This is a genomic window from Shimia fortis, from assembly GCF_040225985.1.
GTDB lineage: Bacteria > Pseudomonadota > Alphaproteobacteria > Rhodobacterales > Rhodobacteraceae > Shimia.
Window position 1 is genome coordinate 59047 of the sequence record NZ_JBBPEU010000001.1, and the last position, 21237, is coordinate 80283.

Annotated in this window: 17 protein-coding genes and 1 tRNA gene; 8 read left to right on the plus strand and 10 right to left on the minus strand. The window is 55.4% G+C overall.

All coding sequences use genetic code 11. The annotated features are described in order from the left end of the window. Positions 1–48: 48 nt before the first annotated feature. Positions 49–2466 (plus strand): DNA topoisomerase (ATP-hydrolyzing) subunit B, encoded by a 2418-nt coding sequence (gene gyrB / locus WNE31_RS00295; protein WP_349977586.1) that lies wholly within the window; start codon positions 49–51, stop codon positions 2464–2466. Between the two features lie 358 nt (positions 2467–2824). Beyond that, the gene (locus WNE31_RS00300) at positions 2825–3970 is read left to right on the plus strand and encodes a tyrosine-type recombinase/integrase (protein ID WP_349977587.1); all 1146 of its coding nucleotides are present in this window, start codon (positions 2825–2827) and stop codon (positions 3968–3970) included. A 280-nt stretch (positions 3971–4250) separates the two neighbouring features. Here WNE31_RS00300 and WNE31_RS00305 read toward each other — a convergent pair whose 3' ends face one another. The 4 genes from WNE31_RS00305 to WNE31_RS00320 all read right to left on the minus strand — a co-directional run bounded on the left by WNE31_RS00305 (position 4251) and on the right by WNE31_RS00320 (position 7872). Then, positions 4251–5057: an outer membrane protein gene (locus WNE31_RS00305; RefSeq protein ID WP_349977588.1), complete on the minus strand. Its 807-nt coding sequence runs from the start codon at positions 5055–5057 to the stop codon at positions 4251–4253. Between the two features lie 77 nt (positions 5058–5134). Next, on the minus strand, positions 5135–5878 hold the full coding sequence (locus WNE31_RS00310; protein ID WP_349977589.1) for a hypothetical protein: 744 nt from the start codon (positions 5876–5878) through the stop codon (positions 5135–5137). 69 nt (positions 5879–5947) lie between these two features. Further along, entirely contained in the window at positions 5948–7612 is a 1665-nt protein-coding gene (locus WNE31_RS00315) for a sulfatase-like hydrolase/transferase (protein ID WP_349977590.1), read from the minus strand. 59 nt (positions 7613–7671) lie between these two features. Next, complete coding sequence (locus WNE31_RS00320; protein WP_349977591.1) at positions 7672–7872, minus strand: hypothetical protein; 201 nt, start codon at positions 7870–7872, stop codon at positions 7672–7674. A gap of 30 nt (positions 7873–7902) precedes the next feature. Here WNE31_RS00320 and WNE31_RS00325 point away from each other — a divergent pair, with 30 nt between their 5' ends. Continuing rightward, entirely contained in the window at positions 7903–9036 is a 1134-nt protein-coding gene (locus WNE31_RS00325) for an AraC family transcriptional regulator (RefSeq protein ID WP_349977592.1), read from the plus strand. Between the two features lie 342 nt (positions 9037–9378). Here the strand turns inward: WNE31_RS00325 and WNE31_RS00330 are convergent, their stop codons facing one another. From WNE31_RS00330 to WNE31_RS00340, 3 genes are read right to left on the minus strand one after another with little or no spacing between them, the layout of a single operon-like run. Then, positions 9379–10413, minus strand: coding sequence for a tyrosine-protein phosphatase (locus tag WNE31_RS00330; protein ID WP_349978235.1), 1035 nt, complete (start codon positions 10411–10413; stop codon positions 9379–9381). Further along, positions 10311–11981 carry a sulfatase-like hydrolase/transferase gene (locus WNE31_RS00335; protein ID WP_349977593.1) on the minus strand — a complete coding sequence of 557 codons (1671 nt, stop codon included), beginning with the start codon at positions 11979–11981 and terminating at the stop codon, positions 10311–10313. The genes WNE31_RS00330 and WNE31_RS00335 overlap by 103 nt, the downstream gene beginning before the upstream one ends. 28 nt (positions 11982–12009) lie before the next feature. Next, positions 12010–12231, minus strand: coding sequence for a hypothetical protein (locus WNE31_RS00340; RefSeq protein WP_349977594.1), 222 nt, complete (start codon positions 12229–12231; stop codon positions 12010–12012). 191 nt (positions 12232–12422) lie between these two features. Between WNE31_RS00340 and WNE31_RS00345 the strand changes: the two genes are divergently transcribed. From WNE31_RS00345 to WNE31_RS00355, 3 genes are all read left to right on the plus strand, one after another. After that, positions 12423–13733 carry a tetratricopeptide repeat protein gene (locus tag WNE31_RS00345; RefSeq protein WP_349977595.1) on the plus strand — a complete coding sequence of 437 codons (1311 nt, stop codon included), beginning with the start codon at positions 12423–12425 and terminating at the stop codon, positions 13731–13733. 913 nt (positions 13734–14646) lie between these two features. Further along, positions 14647–15153, plus strand: a complete 507-nt coding sequence (locus WNE31_RS00350; protein ID WP_349977596.1) for a helix-turn-helix domain-containing protein — start codon at positions 14647–14649, stop codon at positions 15151–15153. Continuing rightward, on the plus strand, positions 15131–16189 hold the full coding sequence (locus tag WNE31_RS00355; protein ID WP_349977597.1) for a tyrosine-type recombinase/integrase: 1059 nt from the start codon (positions 15131–15133) through the stop codon (positions 16187–16189). The genes WNE31_RS00350 and WNE31_RS00355 overlap by 23 nt, the downstream gene beginning before the upstream one ends. 5 nt (positions 16190–16194) lie before the next feature. Here the strand turns inward: WNE31_RS00355 and WNE31_RS00360 are convergent, their stop codons facing one another. From WNE31_RS00360 to WNE31_RS00370, 3 genes are all read right to left on the minus strand, one after another. Beyond that, positions 16195–18045 carry a 7-cyano-7-deazaguanine synthase gene (locus tag WNE31_RS00360; RefSeq protein WP_349977598.1) on the minus strand — a complete coding sequence of 617 codons (1851 nt, stop codon included), beginning with the start codon at positions 18043–18045 and terminating at the stop codon, positions 16195–16197. Further along, positions 18020–18802 (minus strand): hypothetical protein, encoded by a 783-nt coding sequence (locus WNE31_RS00365; protein ID WP_349977599.1) that lies wholly within the window; start codon positions 18800–18802, stop codon positions 18020–18022. Before WNE31_RS00365 ends, WNE31_RS00360 begins: the two co-directional genes overlap by 26 nt. A 132-nt stretch (positions 18803–18934) precedes the next feature. Next, a tRNA-Lys gene (locus WNE31_RS00370) sits at positions 18935–19010 on the minus strand. A 110-nt stretch (positions 19011–19120) separates the two neighbouring features. Between WNE31_RS00370 and dapF the strand changes: the two genes are divergently transcribed. Both dapF and mtaB read left to right on the plus strand, forming a co-directional pair. Then, positions 19121–19966 carry a diaminopimelate epimerase gene (gene dapF / locus WNE31_RS00375; protein WP_349977600.1) on the plus strand — a complete coding sequence of 282 codons (846 nt, stop codon included), beginning with the start codon at positions 19121–19123 and terminating at the stop codon, positions 19964–19966. Beyond that, positions 19951–21237 carry a tRNA (N(6)-L-threonylcarbamoyladenosine(37)-C(2))-methylthiotransferase MtaB gene (mtaB, locus tag WNE31_RS00380; RefSeq protein WP_349977601.1) on the plus strand — a complete coding sequence of 429 codons (1287 nt, stop codon included), beginning with the start codon at positions 19951–19953 and terminating at the stop codon, positions 21235–21237. The genes dapF and mtaB overlap by 16 nt, the downstream gene beginning before the upstream one ends.

Sequence of the window (21237 nt, forward strand, 5' to 3'; positions counted from 1 at the left end):
TCTCTCAAAACCCATAGTTTGATCGGACTGAACAAGGGAAAAAACCACATGTCCGAAGAGACGCAGAACACACCGGAATACGGCGCGGATTCCATTAAGGTTCTCAAAGGGTTGGAAGCAGTCCGAAAACGCCCGGGTATGTATATCGGCGATACCGACGATGGCTCGGGGTTGCACCACATGGTGTATGAGGTCGTAGATAACGGCATTGACGAAGCTTTAGCCGGACATGCCGATTTCGTGCGCGTGAAAATTCACGCCGACAGTTCGGTTTCGGTACGAGACAACGGACGCGGTATTCCTGTGGACATGCACCCCGAAGAAGGCGTGTCCGCCGCCGAAGTGATCATGACCCAACTGCATGCCGGCGGTAAATTCGACTCCAATTCCTACAAGGTATCGGGCGGCCTTCACGGTGTGGGTGTGTCGGTTGTGAACGCGTTGTCGGATTGGTTGGAACTGCGCGTCTGGCGAAATGACAAAGAGCATTACGCCAAGTTTGAACATGGCGATACGTCCGAGCACCTGCGCGTGGTCGGGGATTCAAATGGGGAAACCGGGACCGAAGTCCGTTTTCTTGCGTCGACAGATACCTTTTCAAACCTCGACTATTCGTTCGAAACGCTCGAAAAACGCCTTCGCGAACTGGCTTTCCTGAACTCCGGCGTCCGGATCATCCTTGAGGATGAGCGCCCGGCGGAACCTCTGAGCACCGAACTGTTCTATGACGGTGGCGTGAAGGAATTCGTCAAATACATCGACCGCCACAAAACGCCCATGATGGAAGAGCCGATCTACGTCAAAGGCGAAAAGGACGACATCGGCGTCGAGGTCGCGATGTGGTGGAACGACAGCTACCATGAAACGGTCCTGCCCTTCACCAACAACATCCCCCAGAGGGATGGCGGAACGCACATGGCGGGATTTCGGGGGGCGCTGACCCGTACCCTGCAGAAATATGCGCAAGAAAGCGGAATCGCAAAAAAGGAAAAAGTTTCCTTCACAGGGGACGACGCGCGCGAGGGGCTGACCTGTGTTCTTTCGGTCAAAGTACCCGATCCCAAATTCTCGTCCCAGACCAAGGACAAGCTGGTGTCTTCCGAAGTGCGGCCCGCCGTCGAAGGGCTGATGAACGAGAAGCTGTCAGAGTGGTTTGAGGAAAACCCGAACGTCGCCAAGATCATCGTCACCAAGATTATCGAAGCGGCCCATGCCCGCGAGGCAGCGCGCAAAGCCCGCGAACTGACCCGCCGCAAGACGGCAATGGACGTGAACTTTCTTGCGGGCAAACTCAAGGACTGTTCTGAGAAAGACCCGTCAAAAACCGAAGTCTTTCTTGTCGAGGGGGATTCGGCCGGTGGTTCCGCCCAGACAGGCCGGGATCGGATGACACAGGCGATCCTGCCCCTGCGCGGCAAGATCCTGAACGTCGAACGTGCGCGCTTTGACCGGATGCTGTCCTCGCAGGAAATCGGCAACCTTGTCATGGCGCTTGGAACCGGGATCGGGCGGGACGAGTTCAATCTCGAAAAACTGCGCTACCACAAGGTCGTGATCATGACCGATGCGGACGTCGATGGTGCGCATATCCGCACCCTGTTGCTGACGTTCTTCTACCGGCAGATGCCCGAACTGATCGAGAACGGGCACCTCTTCATTGCTCAGCCCCCACTTTATAAAGTGTCGCGCGGCAAGTCCGAGGTCTATCTAAAGGACCAGACTGCGCTGGACGACTATCTAATCGCACAAGGGACAGAAGGTGCCGTGCTGCGCCTTGGCACCGGGGAAGAGATTATCGGTCAGGATCTTCACCGTGTGGTGAACGAGGCCCGCCAGCTCAAACAGGTATTGGACGCCTTCCCGACCCACTATCCACGTCACATTCTGGAACAGGCAGCGATCGCAGGCGCCTTTGTGCCGGGCGCCGTGGACCAGGACCTGCAAGGCACCGCCGACAAGGTGGCCGCGCGTTTGGACCTGATCGCACTTGAATACGAACGGGGGTGGCAAGGTCGCATAACACAAGATCACGGCATCCGCCTTGCGCGTATCCTGCGCGGTGTGGAAGAGGTAAGAACCCTTGACGGGCCTATGCTGCGTTCAGGAGAGGCTCGCAAGACAGGCAGCTTCACGCAAGCCCTTCAAGATGTCTACAACACACCCGCAACGCTGATTCGCAAAGATCGGTCACAGGTCATTTATGGCCCGCTTGATCTGTTGCAGGCGATTCTGAGCGAAGGTGAAAAGGGGCTGTCGCTGCAACGTTACAAGGGGCTGGGCGAAATGAACCCGGATCAGCTATGGGAAACCACGCTTGATCCGGACGCGCGCACCCTGCTGCAGGTCAAGATCGAAGACATGGCCGACGCAGACGACCTATTTACCAAGCTTATGGGGGACGTGGTCGAACCGCGGCGTGAATTCATCCAGAAAAATGCTTTGAGCGTTGAAAATCTAGACTTCTAGGCGGTTCTGAAATTGGAATCCCCTTTCAGCACATGCTGCGAGGGGATTTTCTTTTGGGGAGATGCGCCAATCACCAAAATCACCCTGACGGGTGTTTGTGGCATTCTGATTTATTTGGAAGGTTTCAGTGGTGAGCCGTATAGGATTAGAATCTATGACCCACTGATTAAAAGTCTTACAGCCAATGTTTCGACAAACTACAACCCATCTCGTTGAAGAGTTATATATAACTGACTTTAATCAATAAAGCACAATGGGCCCTACTTGACGCTTCGACGCAGCTCTTGAGATTTCGCCGGGCAAAGCTTACCCTTTGCTTACCCGACTAGGAAATCTGCGGAGCTAAGCGATGCCAAGAATGAAACTTTCGAAATCGGTCGTAGAGAAACTCGGCACGGATGAATGCGAAAAGATCTTTTGGGATGACGCCCTTCACGGATTTGGTGTGCGCGTGAAACCCAACGGTACCAAAAGCTACATCGTTCAGTATCGAAACCGGACAACAGGCCGATCCAGACGTCAAACCATCGGTCGGGTTGGTCCACTCATCTCGTTCTCGGGTGCTCGCAAGGAGGCAATGCACCTGCTTAGTGATGCCGCGCAGGGTGGCGATCCTGTTGAAACAAGACAGACCGCTCGCAAAGCGGAGACCATCGCTAACCTTGCAGACCAATACCTTTCACACCACGCACAACCAAAGAAACGCACAAAGAGTGTCGTAAACGATATTTCAATGCTAAATGCCATCATCATTCCCGACTTAGGCAATCGCAAAGTTGCCGATGTCGGCCACCACGACATTCAGGCCTTGCACAATCGTTTGCGAGAAACGCCCTACAGGGCAAACCGCACACTCGCACTTCTTTCAAAGATGTTTGCCCTGTCAATCCGTTGGGGTTGGCGCAACGACAACCCAGCTAAGGGTGTAGAACGTTTTCCTGAGCAACAACGTCATCGCTGGTTATCAGATATAGAGCTGGGCCGCCTCATTACCGCCCTGAACGAACACCCAAACCAAAGCGCGGCAAACGCCATCCGCCTTCAGCTGCTGACCGGCGCACGCATTGGCGAAGTTCTAACTGCCCAATGGAGTGACTTCGATCTTTCCCGAGGCCTCTGGGTAAAACCATCCCATCACACAAAGCAGAAACGCACTGAACACTTACCGCTATCCAAAGCGGCTACCACCTTGCTGCAAGAAATCAAAGATAACGCCGACCCGAGCCATCCATTTGTTTTTCCCGGTAAGAATCCAGGTCAGCCCCTCAAAGAACTTAAACGCTTCTGGCGTAGTATAACCTCGACTGCTGAACTTTCGGATTACCGCATCCATGACAATCGGCACACACACGCCTCACACTTGGTTTCTAGCGGTCTAAGCCTTCCAGTCGTCGGTCGCCTTCTGGGGCACACAAACCCGCTTACGACGCAGAGATACGCGCATCTTGCTGACGATCCATTAAGGGCCGCGGTTGAAATCATGGCAAAGAAGATGAAGCGATGATCTACGCTCCGCTGGTCGCTTGGACATTTGACATTTCTACTAGTCTGTCGGCAGTAAATTCTTCGGCCTGCTGCTTCACCGCATCGCTTAGCACCCCAAACACACCAGCTCTGAGTTGAGGTTTGGGTTCACCAAGCACTCCATTTTTGGTGAATCTTAGCGAGTTGCTGAGAAGTATCGGGCGAGTGACGCCCCCATGTTAGTGAGTTTGACCTAGCTATATTGCTATTGTTGCAGTCTCTGGCAGAGCACAAACTCTGCCAGAGGTGATTTCATTTCATCAAAAGAAGAACTTCACGCCGACATAAGGACCATGTTGTTCGGTGTCATACGCAAAAGCACCACTAGGCAAAGTTGTTGCGTAATCCATACTAAAATAACGATATCCAAAGGTGATCGCGGTTTTCTCCCAGGGTTGATAATCGAACCCGACATTAGCACCAATCTGCAGGTCGTTACCTCCTGCGCCGAAGCCACCTAACTCAAGAGACGCAATCGTGGTCCAATTGTCATTCAGACGCCACATTCCACGTAACCCGACAACCGGCTCCCACCAGCCTTCATCACCGCCCGCCGTCGGCAGAACGCCGATATTGGCCTCTTGTTTCAGGTTGTTATAACGCGCCCCACCTTGCAGATCGAAGGTAAATCGCTGGCGGTTGCTGCCATAGGTACCATCCGCGACGCGGTAAGCCCCCATCAGCGCCAACCATTTCTGGCGGACCGTCACGTCAAATGGCGCGCCACCCGGACCGGGCAGATTGCCATCCGCTTCGATGCCCACATAGTTGGCGTCGACAATAAGCCCCCAGTCGCCGTTCCAGGCCTCGTAGCGGCCGGAGGCGGCAAAATCGAGTAGGTCCAGCACGTCCCCCAAATCGAGATCGATCGGGACCGAACTCCCATTGATCGTCGAGGTACCTGTCGTGCTTAAAGGAGCGAACATGTAAAGACCGACGGTGTGGCGCCACCCTGCTTCGCTCTGGCCTTGGGCCGGCATGGATTGGGCGTTTGCCGCCATCGGCGCGAGTTGAACGAGCGCTGCTGTCGATGCGAGCATTAATGCGCGGCGAAAGTGAATTTTCATTGAAGCTTCTCCTTGAGTTGAACCCGAACCCTATAAATGGGAGCGAAGTATTCGAATGTTCTGGTTTTCGGGAGCCGTCAGTACTTGACCCGCAGGCCGACACCTAAGCCCGAGTCGAAACTTCGATCATGGCCCAAGCCGACAAGCAGGTCTCCATAAACAGCGAGCTTGCGACTGACGTTGTAGCCGATCTGTATTTCGGCGCTGGCAGCGACGGTGTCGTTGTTCCAGTCATAAGGCACGATCAGATCCAGTTTGGCCCAATAGTCTTGTGCGAAGGGCTGCAATGCGATCAGGCGCAGCGCTGTTTGGCTGACATCTGTTGAACCGTTGTATGATTCAAAATGCTGGACGAGCGGGATTAACGTGAGGCCAGTTTTGGCGTTTGCAAAGGCAACGCCACCAAATGGCGCTAGGGTGTCGGCACCCGACCCGGTACCTTTGGCCGTATCACCCAGATCAAGCGACCATTCCAGACCAATTGCCGTTCGCATCCCCCATGTTTCGTTCAAGACTGATTCTGAAGGAAAGTAGATGGTCTTCAGGATTACTTTCTCAAAATCCTCTTCCCGAGTTCCGGTAATGTCAGTGGAGTTGTAGTGCAGCTCGTATTTCAACTTGAGGTCGTCGCGGAGCATGTATGCCCCGTCTATGAAATAACTCTGTCTGTCCACGCCGCCAGAGAGATCTCGGAACTGGTAACGGAAATCGGTGTTGTTAACAGCGGCCAACGGGTTAGAGGCGTTTTCTTCTGCAACTGCTGGAACGCCTGTTCCGAGGGCCATAACAATTGCCAGGCTGGATTGTTTTAGTCTATTCAAGTCAATTCCTAACGCGCGACAAAGATGTCCAGGATACGGACAGGGCCCTAGAGCCCTGCCCAGGTGTTACTATTGTTCTGGTGACGCCTTGCGGACGAGAAAGGCATCAACTGCAGCTGCGGTTTCCGGGCGGATGTTTTCGATCCCGTCATAAGGCAGGCCGAAGGCCGGTGGTGTGTCGGGGAACTTCTGCTTTCGTGCCTTGTGACGGGCCAAAATCCGCACAAACTCCTGCCCGCCCCATGCGCCGACCTCAGTCGATACCGAGTATTCCTCGCGCGTGTCTTGATAGAGGTTGTAGAATTTGGCCACGATCGGATTTTCACCCGGGGGCGGCAGTTTCAGCTTGAGTTGATCCTTGACGATCGCCTTGGGCTTGTCAGCCGAATAGATGATAACGTGATCGCGGCGCGCTTTGCTTTCATCTGAAAACAAGAGGGCGGCGGATTGGTCCACACCATCCACCAGACGATCGCGCGGAATGAACTGGTCCGCCCCGGCAAAGCGCGACAAGGTGGTATAAAGGTCTGAGACGTGGATGATGCTGTTCAACAGACCATCCGCCTCGATCATACCGGGCCAGCGGATAAAGGCATCGACTCGGACACCACCCTCGGTCGTATCAGCTTTGCCGCCGCGGAAGATCATCGGCGTGAATCCTGACTGGGGGGAGTACTTAGTGAAATGCCCGTTGTCACCCATCACGACGACGATGGTGTTGTCCGCCACGCCAAGCGCGTCCATCTGTGCAAACAGATCGCCCAGCCACTGGTCCAGAAGCTGCATCTTGTCAACATAGAGGCCGCCGTTCGCAGACTCCGGCCCACTGCGCCCAGCGCGGGTGTTGTCCAGCGGAATCATCGGCCAATACTGCAGGAAGAACGGTTTGTCCCCCTGTGCTAGGCGCGCCAGTTCGTCCATCGTCTTGTCCTGAAACGCCTGGTTCATTTCATCGTACTTGGCCGCATTCCAGCGCTCGCCGCTTTCCATGCGGATTTCGCGGATCGGGCCTCCAGCCTCGCCTTCGATGACCGTCATCATGGCCGAGGCATCCGGACGAAACGCGGCGTCCAGCGTGTATTTGTCGTCATAATCCTGGATCGCCACCGAGACCTGTTCCTTGATGGCATCATCATTGAAGATGGTCAGTTGGCCCTGTTGGTGCACGGCCATCTGCGCGTAATCGAACCCTTGGTTCATCGCCCAGCTTTCGGCGATGTCGCCCATGTGCCACTTGCCGACGTGACTGGTGGCATACCCGGCTTGCTTCAGAACTTCGGCCAAGGTCACTTCGGTTCCGGGCAGGCCAAAACCGGCGATGTCCACCGCCGTGTCCCCCATGCCCATGCGTACCGGAAGGCGCCCGGTCATTTGCGCGACACGGGTCGGCGTACAGGACGGTTCGGTATACATACGCACCATGCGCAGGGCTTCGTCCGAAAAGTCGTTGATGTTGGGCGTTTCATAGCCCCGGATGGCGTTCAGCTCGGGGATACCCATGTCGCCGAACCCTAGATCGTCGATCAATACGCTCACGATGTTCGGGGCTTTGCCGCCGTTTTGTGCACGGAACGAGGCGAGTCTGGCATCTACAGCGACGTCATCCTCGGCCCATTGCGCGCCGTGTTGCGACAGCAGGATGTAATACTCCGAGTCATGCGTAATCGGTGCGTCTTCGGCAAACGCGAACTGCGCCGTAGCGCAAAGCGTCGCTGCTAGGAATAGTGTCTTCATCGGGGTCTCCGTTTTTTTGTCGCAAATGCGACGTTTTTTTGCGGGTCGGCTTAGGGAACTTATTGACGGTATCTCTCAAGCCCTTCAGAAATAAGTTGATGGCAGGTCGAAGAGATAGACTGATCCGTTTCATCGGCTAGCCCTTCCAGCTGTACGCGCTCAGCCTCTGTCAGGAAGGTCACCACGCGTGCGCTGCGCGCGACCTCTTTGGCGACAGGCGGGCGGCCCGCCTTTTTCCTGTTTATACTCTGCTGTGCCATCGGCTCCTCCAAAGGTGGCAATGATTGTGTTTGCAGGTAAACTGGCAGCACTGCTTTCTTTACCACATCAAAAATTCGCCAATTGTGCAGGCACCTCCGTGTTTTGTTATTTGCCGCCGGGGCAAAATCCGTGAAACATCTGAAACCATGCGGGACGGCCCGCATCTGATGCAGTTTGGGTTTAGATGCCCCTTGGAAGAGGAATTCACTCTGACGCCACTTGAAGGACACCCGAAAAGAAAAAGCGGCAGCCCCGTTTCCGCTCCCGATCCGATGTCGACGGTTTTGTCGGACCCAAACATGATTTCGGACATATCGGGCTGGGATCTGGACATTCGCCAGATTGATCGTGGCCCGATGCGCGCCACCGCAGCGGTGCGTCAGTCCGCCAGTGTAGGCATCCTCAAGTTCAACTTTGATCGGCGTGTTCATCAGACCGGAGAGTCTCCGCAAGGCACAATCACTCTTGGCATACCTTCCCGAACCGGCCTTCAAAGCTGGCGCGGGAAAGTGATCGACGGCCCAAGTATCCTCGGTTTCGGTGACGGGGACGAATTGTGCGCAGTAAGTGATGCCGGATTTTCCGGCTTCACCGTTTCCATGTCTAAACCCGAAACTATTGCTTTGGCGGATCGTCTGCAGTTGCCCTTGCAGGACAGCCTTCTTTCCCCGAATGCGATTGGACTGCAGTCGGCCCACAGAACCGCATTTCTCTGGACCTTGCTGGAGCACCTCGTGTCCACGGACAGTCGCATGACTGCGGCACAGGACCAAGAAATCATCGCCGGCTTTCTCGAGGTGGTGTCGGGGGCCGAGGTGTATCAGGACAAGAGCACTCTCCGACAGCGCAATATTGCTGTGAACAAGGCACTGGCCATTATGCAAGACAACCTGCGCGACACTCTGTTGGTTGCGGAAATCTGTGACATGGCGGGGGTTTCGTGGCGTTCGTTGGATCGCGGCTTCAAAGAACGTTTCGGCATTGGGCCCAAGGCTTATTTGATGCGCCTGAAGCTCAGCCGCGTGCGCAGTGAATTGATCGCGCATGGGCATGTCCGCAAAGTCTCTGATATTGCGAATGATTGGGGGTTCTGGCACATGGGCCAGTTTGCCAAGGACTATGCCCGGCAATATGGCACGCTGCCGTCCGAGGTCGTCGACTGACCCATGTGTTGGTTCGGGCATGATATTGGGTGCGGTCTGAACAAATAGAGATGTCATGAACGTCAGTCACTAGTTGCGCGCGAAGCGTTTCGGATTTTTTGAGGGTGACCTTTGGATTACGAGACTGAAGCAGTCGCGGCTGTTGTGCTTTTGGTGTCAGGAAGACGTGAAACTGGCGGTCCTTCGAAAGTTCGGCCCGCGGCCCGACACGGGCTGTGGTGTTTGTTAGAGTCTTGACTGGTCGGGCGTGGCCAGTGTTTGATCTTGAGGCCCACGCCCAGGCCTGTGTCAAAATTGCATTCAGGCCCTAAGCCTTTATCCCGAAATCATGAGATAGGGGGCTTATTCAAGGTAGCGATCTCGTAGACTTTGAATGTCTGCCTCTGTGAGACCAAGTGCGTCGTGCAAGTATCCTGCAACAGATCCATGCGTTGCAGCGATGCTGTCATAAAATGTGCCGAGGTGATCAGGCCGGATACCAAGTGAGGGCCAGACGGCCTCGGGTGTCATGTTGGTGCCGTTAGCCTTGTTGACCTGATTGGCGATTTCGACGGCCTTTGAGTCTGCTTTCTTTTGAACGTTACTCATCAGGAAGTCGGCCTCGATGTCTTCGCGGGTGACGCCAAGCGCGCTTAGAACCAGTGCCGTGGCGATGCCGGTGCGGTCCTTGCCGTCCGAGCAGTGCAGCAACACGGCTTCAGCTTCGGGCTGGGCCAGCAGCACGTTGAAGAGGTTGCGGATATCTGGCGCATAGTTTTGCGGGACCGTGGCAAAGGCTTCGTAAAACAGTGCCTCGGTGTCTTCGGCCCTGGCGGTACCGGATTTGATGGCGACGCGCATGTCTTCGATCTCTTGCGCCTCTTGCTCCATCAGAGGGAAGTTGTAGCGAGCGGGCCCTTCGCCTTCGGGCCACTCTGCCGGGTGTTCGGTGGCTTCGCGCGTGGTTCTAAGGTCGACCACGGTGCTGATGCCCATAGTATCCAGCGTGGCCTTGCCAGCATCGTCGATGGCGTCGATTTCTCCGGAGCGGATGATTTGGCCCGCGCGTAAGCTGCGCCCGTCTTCGGTCTGAAGCCCGCCGAGGTCACGCGTGTTTAGGACGCCGTTCAGCTCGACGATCCGGCTTTCGGATGCCGAGGCGGCGCTCCAGAGACAAAGGTCAGCACCGTAAGAAGCGCGGCGCGCAAGGGGGTCAGGTGCATGGTACGTTTCCGATTGGTTCGCTGAAGTGGGGGTGAGCGCCGTGCGAGGGCGCGCACCCGTTTGATTGTGCCTTATTGCCAGCTGTCGAAGACCTGGCGTGCCAGTTCGCTTTCGGGGCGCAGGTTCTCGATTCCTCCATACGGGGCGTCCTTGCCCAGCGGTAAGTGCGGGTATTTTGCGATGGTCTTCTGGTGACGTTTCAACATGTCTTGGAAGCTGGCGCCGGACCAGAGCGAATAGCCGACCTGGGCGTGCTGCTCGCGCGGGTCACGCAGAACATTGAAGACAGGGGCTGCCGCGCCGGGTTGTCCGGGGGCAGGCATGTGCATCTTGAATTCCTGCTTCACGATGGACCGCAACACAGGCCCTTCGTAGATATAGACATAGTCGCGGCGGCTGTTGCCTTCACCCATGAGGAACAACGCGGTCTGATCTACACCGTCGATCACACGGTCGCGTGGGATGTGATCGGTGGCCCCTGCGATACGAGCGAAGGTGGTGAACAAGTCCGAGACGTGAATGATGTCCCCCGCTGCGCTGCCTGCTTCAATGGCGGCGGGCCAGCGGACAAAGGCGTCAGTGCGCACACCGCCTTCGAGGTGTTGGGTCTTGCCGCCACGATAGATCAGCTGGTTCAGGCCGCTGGTGCCTTCGTAGTGATACATCAGCCCGTTGTCGGCCATCAGGATTACTAGGGTGTTGTCGGCTTTGCCGGTTTCCTCAAGCGCTGTCATCAACTCGCCTACCCAGTCGTCCAGAACCTCCATCTTGTCGGCCATGAAGCCGCCGTTGCGCGACCGTGCCTGATCGGAATAGGCGAAATTCAGTGGGTATAGCGGCCAGTATTGCAGAAAGAAAGGTTCATCCTGCGCGGCCAGTTTTTGCAGCTGTTCGATGGCCTGGTCCTGATACCGTTGGTTCATGTCCTCGTATTTGGCCTGGGTCCATTCCTCGCCCGGCGCCATGTCGACTTCACGCGCCAGACCACCGGCTTCGGCCTCGACTCCTGTCACCAGACCATAGGGTTTGAAGCGTTGGTCAATTGCGAAGTCGCCGGATTGGCCCGAGGCGTGGAAGCCCAGCATGTTGTTGGCCACCATCGCTTCGCGAGTCATCAGGCTGAGTTGCACCTGCTGGTGCAGGGGGAAGGCCGCCCAGTCAAAGCCCTGGTTGTGCGGATAGGCCTGTTCGATGTCGCCCTGATGCCATTTACCGACGTGTGAGGTGTTATAGCCCACCTCTTTCAGGATTTCGGCGATGGTGACTTCTTCGGCTGAAAGACCTTCGCCCACCAGCGCGACCTTAACCTCTTCGACACCTGCACGCACTGGGTGGCGGCCCGTGAGCATGGCAGTGCGTGTCGGCGTACAGGAGGGTTCGGTGTACATGCGCATCAGCGACAGGCTTTCGTCAGCCAATTGGTTGATGTTGGGTGTCTCAAAGCCGGTGACGTAGTTCATCTTGCGGCTGCCCATTTGACCGAAGCTGACATCGTCGATCAGGACATAGAGAATGTTGGGGGGCTTGCCTCCGTTGGCATCGCGGATCGCCGCCAGAGCGTCACCGATCTCAACGTCTTGCGCATCCCATTTCTCGCCATGCTGCGCGCGCAGGAAGTTGTACTCGCCATCATGGATAATATCACCTTCGGCTGCGCTGGCGGCATTCATGGTCAAGCTGGTGGCCAAGGCAATGACGCCGGTTTTCAGCCAACTGCCCATACTGTTCGGGTGTTCTGTCATGTCTGGTCCTTTGTTCAAAAGAGTAGGTTCATTCTGCGATCCGAATGAGAATTTCGGTCCTAAGTGCGTCGAGTGTCGTTTTCAGATCCCGGATTTGTGGTGCGGCAGTTTCGGATGTGTTGTTCGAGAGGCTTGCGAGTTCTTCTTCCAGAGTTTGAAGATCCTGGCAGACCTCGTTGAGAACCGGATCGACCTGTCGCTTGCGGCGGACCAATTCCCAGTCCAGAAGAGGATTCAGGTTAACGCTCAATAGACACTCTCCAAAGGGTGGCCGTTTGCAGCCACAAGTTGCTGGACTGCTGCTTGCGACGGTCTATTGTTTCGCCTGTGCGTAAAAGTGTTTTACGGTAAATCACTCACCTAGCCGCTTGACGAACAGGGACTATCCATCAAGTCAACTGCAGCAAATGGATTTGGACAGCAGCGCCAGAAGGGGCATTCGTGACGCAGGAAACTGAAATCCGGCTTTCGTTGAAAAGTGTCACGTCGAGCGACGCGTTTGTTGCTTCACCACGCATTGTGGACTTCCTGACCTACGTGGTCGAAGAGACGCTTGCCGGACGGCAAGACGCAATCAAGGCCAAAACCATTGCGATGGACGTCTACGGCCGCACTCCGCAAGACGATCTGCCAACAAACCTTGTCCGAGTCGATGCGGGCAGGCTGCGGCGAATGCTGGATGATTACTACTATGGCCCGGTGAATGACCCCGTCAGGATCAGTATCCCGAAAGGGTCTTATGTGCCGGTTTTCGAAGAGCTGACACCAACACATAACGAGACCAGTATTCCTTCGTCACGCGGCGCAAAAGCTGACTGGGGACTCCCCCGACGCGCGTCAGTCATCATCTTGTTGTCGACGGCGCTTTTTCTGTCTGTTGGAGCTCTAGCCTATCTGCTGCTCTTTCAAGAAGATGATCCCGAGGGACGTTCTGACCGGTCTGCTATCCTGGCTGCACAACGCACGGCGACGTTTGAAGTGTCGCCGGGGCGCTTGAAAAGCACCTTTATGGTTAGACAGGCCAAAGATTTAATCTTTCCGTCCTTCGACCCCGTACGTCTAGAAAGTGCCCTCAACTTGTTTGAAAGAGCCTATGCTTTGGATTCCTCCAACAGCGATGCGCTGGCTGGGGTCGCTTTGACAACATCAATGAAGGGGCTTCTATCTCCCCCATCTGACGCGCGCGAAGCTTGGGTCGAAAAGGGTCTCGCATTGTCTGAGGATGCCATTCACATGGCTCCTTCTTCGGCATGGGCTCAGATTTCTCATGCGTGGGCCTTGTTGGCGGGTGGCAAAGCGGACAAAGCGATCGCCAAGGCCGAACAGAGCGCAGCCCTGGCACCACAAGATGCCGTAGTGCAGGACTTTCAAGCGATCATATATTTGTTTTCAGGTCGCTTCGATGAAGCGGTTCGAGTTTGTGATCCGACACTTGATGCGCTGCCCTATAATCAGCGCTCACCTCGTATGAATGCTTTGGGCGTAGCATTGTTTTATCTCGGAGAATACGAAAAGGCGGTCTCGGCACTGTTAGCATCTGCAGCGCACGGTGCGCCTGTGAGTTCATTGGCCACTGCATATTTGGCGGCCGCCTACCAAATGGATGGTCAAAAAGGTAAGTCTCTCGAGTTGGTAGATGATATTCGAGATATATGGCCGGAGGTTGATATAGTGGGTCTCAACCGAATTCTTTTTTTGCGGCATGTTGATACCAAGACCTTCGAGACTGCTCTAAAAAATGCCGGCTACTAGGTGGTTTAAATCAATATTGACGGGCCCCTCTCTCGACCGGGCAACTTGACCTGACCAAGGAAGCTTAAGGACAGCCTTAAGCTCTTGCTTAGTCTGATATTGAAATCTTCATCTATAGAGGTCGCTGTTGGCTCTAGCCGGCAGCCGAAGAGATTAGGATCGCGGAAGAACCCCTATATGCAGGCGAGAACAATACCTCTGTGGCCCATCGCAATGGCGACCGGGATTCCGGAAAGTCTTCCGTACGGCACCACTGCGTTGAGTTTTTGGGTCTCAATTTGGGACGCAATCTAGGCGCAGCTCTGTTCGCAATCTTTCAGAGTCTCTTCAAAGTATACGCTTTTAGATCATTTGACCAACGCCGCTTATCCGTCGGGCCGATGACCAGACCGCACTCCGTTAGAAACTCACTGCGATCATCCAAGAAGCCACTCCGTAAGGAAAGACATCTCGCATGGAACCGCAGATCACAACGCTACAAGGAAGGTCGGGTAAGAACACCCGTTTCTGTTTCCTAACCATTGGTCACACCTTTGAAGGCTCCTGTCATCGTTAGGCCGAATCGGACAATAGGAAACAATGACTTAGCGCAATTCATGTCACACCTTTCCAAGACGTCGCCACATACTCTTGAGCTGTCGAAGAGCATCCTGAGCCTTACAAGCAGACCGTAATGACACGGCCTGCAACGTAATCAGGAGAAGTCAAAAATGGCGCATCTCACTCAAGCCCAACTTGCAAAACGCTAGCATATCTCTCCTCGGACGCTGGAACAATGGCGTTGGCTTGGAAAGGGGCCGAAGTTTCTTAAGATCCGTGCGCGGGTTCTATACGACGAAGCCGAAGTCGAGGCATTCGAGGCCGCACAACTTTGCCAAAACACACATGGCCCGTTGGCAAGGGGGCGTATCTGATGGCCAAGAAATTCCCGGTTCAAAGGGTCAAGGTACACCACGTCTATGATGTGTGGGAGGTCGCTCAGCTTCTTGGCTGTCACAAGCAAACGGTCATCCGCTGGATCAATTTCAAAGGTCTTGCCGCGGAAAAAAGCCGCAAGCCGTGGTTGATTGAGGGGAAGGACCTCAAAGCCTTTCTTGGTGTCCGCCAGACAAAGACCGCCGTCAAACTGGCACTGCACCACTGCTATTGCCTTGGGTGCAAATCTCCACGCGAACCCGATGGAAAAATGGCCGATTACACGCAGCAGACCCCTGAAACCGGGCGCTTGACTGGCCTTTGTCACGAGTGTGGTTCGCTTATGCACAAGGTCGTCAGGCGCACCGATCTGGAGGCAATTCGCGCCAAAATCGAGGTAACGGTTCAGCAGGCCTCCCCAAGATTAGTGTCCCTTAACGATCCCGGTTCAAAAGTCACGTTCAAACAGGAGGTTGGGCACCATGCCAAGACGCAACACAAATAACCTGCGAATTAAGCGAAAATACCTCATCTGGCGAAAGGACGCACGCGGCATTGCAGAGGCATCCCTCGACAAGACCGCCGCTGCAATCGCGCTTTATAACGACTGGCTCGCGGGCAGGGATTTTCGTGCATTCCATGCAGAGCGTGCCCGCGCCTTCAAGAGGCACCTTGGCGGGCTTCGGAACGAACGGACAGGCGCACCTTTGTCCGCCGCTACCGTCAATGGAACGCTGCGCGAGTTAAAGGCGTTCTATTACTGGATGGCAGATCAGCCCGGTTACAAATCCAAGATCAGTCGTGCCGATGCTGACTACCTGACACCAGATCGCAGGTCCGAGAATGCACGGCGTGGAACTCTGTGGAAACCGCACCCTTCGCCCGCCCAGGCCCGCTACGCTATCGAACGGATGCCGACCGACACAGTAATTGAACGCCGGAACCGTGCCTTTGTCACTTTTCTGTTCCTAACAGGCTCTCGTGAGGGTGCCGCGATTTCACTGTCCTTGCGAAATCTCGACCTCACAAACGGGTGCGTGCAATTCGATGGGCGACACGTTGACACAAAATTCGGCAAGTCCTTCTCGACCGGTTTTTATCCATTCGGCACATTTGCCGAAAAGATCCTCGCCGATTGGGTTGCCGAATTGACGCACGATCATCTTTTCAGTGCAACAGACCCGTTATTTCCTAAAACCAAGGTCGGTGTAGGAGCGTCGCGCAAATTTGAGGTTGTGGGTATTTCGCGCGCACCTTGGAAAAGCGCATCCAGCGCCGCAAAGATCTTTAAGCAGGCTTTTGCAGATGCGGGACTTCCGCCCTTTCCCCCTCATCGGGTGCGCAACACAATGAGCGATCTAGCGAACGAGCATTGCCGTACGCCTGAGGACTATAAAGCTTGGTCGCAGAACATGGGCCATGATGACGTTCTTACCACCTTTAGGTCTTACGGAACCGTTCCGCAAGGGCGGCAGATGGAATTGATGAACCGGTTTCGAGACCGTGAAGGCAAAGACGACGGCTTCGATATACTTGATTGATACCATCAATCGTCACAAACTTTCCGAACCGTTATACGGTCCGGGTACAGCCGATATCCATGCCAAGGCTGATTTTCGATAACTGCGTCGGCTTCTTTAGGTTCTCTGCCAGCAGAAACCATTTTCTGTCTCAGCAACTGCCTCGCACGGTTGACCCGCCGGCGCAGAGCTTCATCGCTGTCCAAGCCCAATATCTGTGCCAGTTTCGCTGCACTTTCGAATGGATAATCGAGAAGCGCTTTACCTTGTCCCGCACCTTCAAGCCACTTCTCAGCCAAAGCAATCACAAGATCCGCCGTCGCGTTGCGTTCGATAATGATCTCGCCGTCGATCACAACGCGACGCCTACCCTCATCCACCTCCACTATGGCCGATTTGGAAGGTTCATAGTCGGCAATAGGTGGCGAATCGATTTTGGGCAAGAATGCCGACCGTTGCGCTTCACCGTAGAGTCTTGGCAGACTTCCTTCCGCAAAATCCTCCGCACCCCTTGCCTTCAACGTCGTTCTCATCACTTCGGACACACCGACCCCATGCCGCTTTAGCAGCATTGCGATCATATGAAGCGCCGTCTCCGTGGGTTGCGCCAAATGACCAGCCGCACTGATTACGGCTGGCAAGGCACGTTCCAATTCTTGCGCTGTGACATGCTCATAGGCACATGCGCTCTGCAGATAAGACAGCGCTATTTCTCGGTCTCGGACATCGGTTCTGGCGTCGTCCATCAAGGAAACCCGGTATGCCTCTTCTGGATCGAACCGATCCAAACCAGCAGCAAGAACGGCAAACCGCCGATCAATGCACTGCGAGCATCGACCACAGTGAATGTGTTGCTTGGTCTGGTTGTGAACGTCCGCACAGCTTCGGGTCTGTGCTATCTGGTCGGTCATCCCCAACCGCGCAACCGTCTCGACCACCTCCCTCTTCGTTCGCCAGAAAAATGGGTTGTCGATCCGGGTTTCAGACTTGAACACAAGGCTCAGGAAATCGGAGAACCTAGTAAGGGTTTGCGGATGGGTTGTCCTAGTCGCACGAGTGCCGAGAACATTGCCAACCGGTGACAGATTCAAGCTGACAATCCCGTTCTCATAAAATGAGACTCTGTTCAAATTGTATGCCTGGGCTGTGACCGCGCCCAGCGCTGCGAAAAGAAACGATCTGGCTCGGTGCGTCCCATCCTTGAGTCCTTTGCCCACCATCTGCACCTGCACCGAGATATGACGGCAACAGCCTTCCCCAAACTTCAAGGCCAAGGCCTTGTGAAGATTGCGCTGAACCGGTGCGATCTTCGACGCGGAAAAGTGGCTCACCAATGCGACCCGTTGGTTTTGCTCCGCAATTTCTTCAAGTGCACCGGCAAAGGAATCAAGGCCACCCGAAAACATAAGAACGCGCGTAGGCTGCCAAGCGCTCGCCTCATCAAATTTGAAAAACAGAGATCGTTCGGCTTCGCCCCCTTCTTTCGCAAGAAATCGAAAAACGAACCGATCTCCGGACAGGAACATCAGCATCTCTTCTAACGCCGAAACCACTTCTGTGCAGTCCCAAAACGCGAGATCACGAACTGGCATCTCGACTTCAAAGTGCCGGTGCCATTGCGCCCCCATTTGCCTGTCCGCCGTTCCTCCACGACTGACGGCAGCATCGGCTCCGTAGACTACTGCCGCGACCTCCAGCAGGTCCATTGTTCGGTCAGACAAGTCGGCCACAAGCTGCGCGCTCAAATGGCTGATGCAAACTTTGACCCCGACCGGTTTCCCGTCAATCGTGAGACGCAATTGAGCATCACCACCGCTTTTGGTCAGCGGCGGTAGGCACCGAACCCGATGCTCAAACGGCATCGCGCCGCCGACCAAGCTCGGACCTCATTTTCTTAAATGCATAGTCGGTGAAGCGGTTGATTGCGTCCTGATCAAGAGATTGCCGCTGCCAGACCGTTTTGCCGAACCACCCGCCTGCAAACTCCTGCACAATGCGCGAAGCTTCGAATGTGTGCTGCGCTAAGGCATGTTGAAACGCGACGCGCTGGGCGTCGGTCGCAAAACGGCGGTCCTGCCCGATGTGGTTGGCCAGCTCCCGGCTAAGGTAATAGTCCAGAGATCGGTAAGTCAGCCGTGCAAAGAAATCCCGAGCCAAGTGGGCGAACTGATCGCCCGAAGCAAATTCGCCCAGCGCAATGCGAACTTCCTGCGAGGTCGGCTCGAACAGGGTTGGCAGCCGATCACGCAAGTGGAGCGAAAAAGACTCAAGCAAAGCTGATTTGGCCAACAACCCTGCATCCGATGAGTGCCCGGTTCCGAAGCTCTGCCGATCAATGGCAGCGTCCAGACCCGCCAACAGGCTCGTAACAGAGGCCAGGGGATTATCGCCGCAGCCAAAGCCTACTAGTGTGTCCTCAAACCCAGGCGCACGCGCCAAAAGCGGCAGCCGCACAAGAAGCGATGCCACGAATTGAAAGCGCGGGTCTTTGCTCGCATTGGAAAGGTCTCGCTCCGAGGCCTTCGCCACCGCCTCAGCAATCACGTCAACCGACGCATCAGAATCAATCAAACCAACGACATCGCGCCACTTTTTTGACTGTGGCAGGGTGCCAAGCCTAATATGGCCCATCATCGTCTCCCTATTGCGCCGACGCTGACGCAACCCTTAGGGGAAATCAAAGGAAATCTGGAACCAAAAGCTTACCTTTCGCTTACCCATTGAAGGGTAGGCGCGGATCACAATATTGTAAGTATTTGATTTCAGTGGTGAGCCGTATAGGATTCGAACCTATGACCCACTGATTAAAAGTCAGTTGCTCTACCAACTGAGCTAACGGCCCACTCTCTGTAGGCGCGGTTAGTATGCCCTGCGTCTCGGAGGGTCAAGACGATTCTTCACAAAAAATGCACATGACTGGAAACCTTTTTCCAACGGGCGTATATGCGCCTCATGATCAATCTGAAAAATACGGACCTGCCCTTCGAAAAAATGCATGGGCTTGGCAACGACTTTGTCGTTTTGGATGCACGCAAGCGTGATATCCCTCTTTCGGCTGAGCTTGTCATGGCCATTGCCGACCGGCATCGTGGTGTGGGCTTTGACCAACTGGCGGTGATCGAGAACGGTGCTCATGACGCGCATCTGACCTTTTACAACAGCGATGGATCCCTCTCGGCCGCGTGCGGGAATGCAACGCGTTGTATCGCAAGAAAAATTCTGAACGAGACCGGACTGACAACCCTGCGCCTAACCACCGATCGCGGTATTCTTCTGGCTCGCGATGCGGGACAGGGTGATACGTCAGTCAACATGGGCCATCCGCAACTGGATTGGCGGGATGTTCCTCTTGCCGAGGCGATCGACACACTGGAACTTCCGATTGAAGGCGCGCCAACCGCGACCGGCATGGGCAACCCGCATTGTACCTTTTTCGTGGATGATGTTGATTCCGTTGATTTGGCAACATTCGGCGCACACTTTGAACATCATCCGCTCTATCCAGAGCGTACAAATGTGCAGGTGGCACAAGTCATCGGGCCCGATCACATCCGGATGCGCGTCTGGGAACGCGGCGTGGGGATCACGCTCGCCTCGGGGTCATCGTCTTGTGCAACGGCGGTTGCCGCTGCCCGGCGCGGCTTGACGGGCCGCTCCGTCCGGATCGACCTGGATGGCGGAACACTGAACATTGCATGGGCTGATGATGGTGTCTGGATGACGGGTGGAACAACCCATGTATTTTCTGGCACCTTCACAACTGAATTTATCGAGGCGGCGTCATGTCAGGGCCGCTAAAGTCTCCCCCAAAGTTCACGACCTTGGGCTGCAGGCTGAATGCTTACGAAACCGAGGCCATGAAAGATCTGTCGCAACAGGCAGGGCTTGAGAATGCGGTCATCGTAAACACCTGCGCGGTGACGGCCGAAGCGGTGCGCAAGGCGCGCCAAGAGATTCGCAAACTCCGCCGGGAAAACCCCGATGCCCATATTATCGTGACCGGATGTGCAGCACAGACCGAACCCGAGACCTTCGCACAGATGAGTGAAGTAGACCGTGTAATCGGGAACAATGAGAAAATGCAGGCCGCCACGTGGACCGCCATGGTGCAGCAAGGACCTAATTTCATCGGTCAGACCGAAAAGGTGCAGGTCGATGACATTATGTCCGTGACCGAAACCGCGGGGCATTTGATTGACGGGTTCGGCACGCGCAGCCGCGCCTATGTTCAGGTACAGAACGGCTGTGATCACAGGTGCACCTTTTGCATCATCCCCTACGGTCGGGGGAACTCGCGCTCGGTACCTGCCGGTGTCGTAGTCGACCAGATTAAACGACTGGTGGACAAGGGGTACAACGAAGTGGTGCTCACCGGGGTTGACCTGACCTCTTGGGGGGCTGACCTGCCCGCACAGCCGAAGCTTGGCGATCTCGTGATGCGAATTCTGAAGTTGGTGCCCGACCTGCCGCGGCTTCGGATTTCGTCCATCGACTCGATTGAGGTGGATGAAAACCTCATGATGGCAATCGCCACCGAGCCACGGCTCATGCCGCACCTTCACCTGTCGTTGCAGCATGGGGACAACCTGATCCTCAAGCGCATGGCGCGCCGCCACCTGCGAGAGGACGCCATCCGCTTTACCGAAGAGGCGCTCAAGATGCGGCCGGACATGACCTTTGGGGCGGATATCATTGCCGGCTTCCCGACCGAGACAGATGCGCATTTCGAGAATTCGGTGAAACTTGTCGATGACTGTGACCTGACATGGCTGCACGTGTTCCCGTATTCGAAACGAGAGGGCACACCGGCAGCAAAGATACCCAACCAGGTACAAGGACAAGTCATCAAGGAGCGCGCAGCAACACTGCGCGCGGCAGGAGAGTCGCGGGTCGCCAAACACCTTGCTGCACAGATCGGCAAGACACATCGCGTTTTGATGGAAAACCCGCATATGGGGCGTACGGAACAGTTTGCAGAAGTCCGTTTCCAAACACCCCAAGCCGAGGGGCAGATCGTGGCCGCCGTGATCGGAGGCGTCGAGAACGGGCAGCTTCTGGCCAAAAACTAG

Coding starts and splice junctions, on each gene's coding strand:
- dapF (WP_349977600.1), top strand. CDS start 19,121: ATGATCAATCTGAAAAATACGGACCTGCCCTTCGAAAAAATGCATGGG.
- WNE31_RS00350 (WP_349977596.1), top strand. CDS start 14,647: ATGGCCAAGAAATTCCCGGTTCAAAGGGTCAAGGTACACCACGTCTAT.
- WNE31_RS00305 (WP_349977588.1), bottom strand. CDS start 5,057: ATGAAAATTCACTTTCGCCGCGCATTAATGCTCGCATCGACAGCAGCG.
- WNE31_RS00335 (WP_349977593.1), bottom strand. CDS start 11,981: ATGACAGAACACCCGAACAGTATGGGCAGTTGGCTGAAAACCGGCGTC.
- WNE31_RS00320 (WP_349977591.1), bottom strand. CDS start 7,872: ATGGCACAGCAGAGTATAAACAGGAAAAAGGCGGGCCGCCCGCCTGTC.
- WNE31_RS00315 (WP_349977590.1), bottom strand. CDS start 7,612: ATGAAGACACTATTCCTAGCAGCGACGCTTTGCGCTACGGCGCAGTTC.
- gyrB (WP_349977586.1), top strand. CDS start 49: ATGTCCGAAGAGACGCAGAACACACCGGAATACGGCGCGGATTCCATT.
- WNE31_RS00355 (WP_349977597.1), top strand. CDS start 15,131: ATGCCAAGACGCAACACAAATAACCTGCGAATTAAGCGAAAATACCTC.
- WNE31_RS00300 (WP_349977587.1), top strand. CDS start 2,825: ATGAAACTTTCGAAATCGGTCGTAGAGAAACTCGGCACGGATGAATGC.
- WNE31_RS00365 (WP_349977599.1), bottom strand. CDS start 18,802: ATGATGGGCCATATTAGGCTTGGCACCCTGCCACAGTCAAAAAAGTGG.
- mtaB (WP_349977601.1), top strand. CDS start 19,951: ATGTCAGGGCCGCTAAAGTCTCCCCCAAAGTTCACGACCTTGGGCTGC.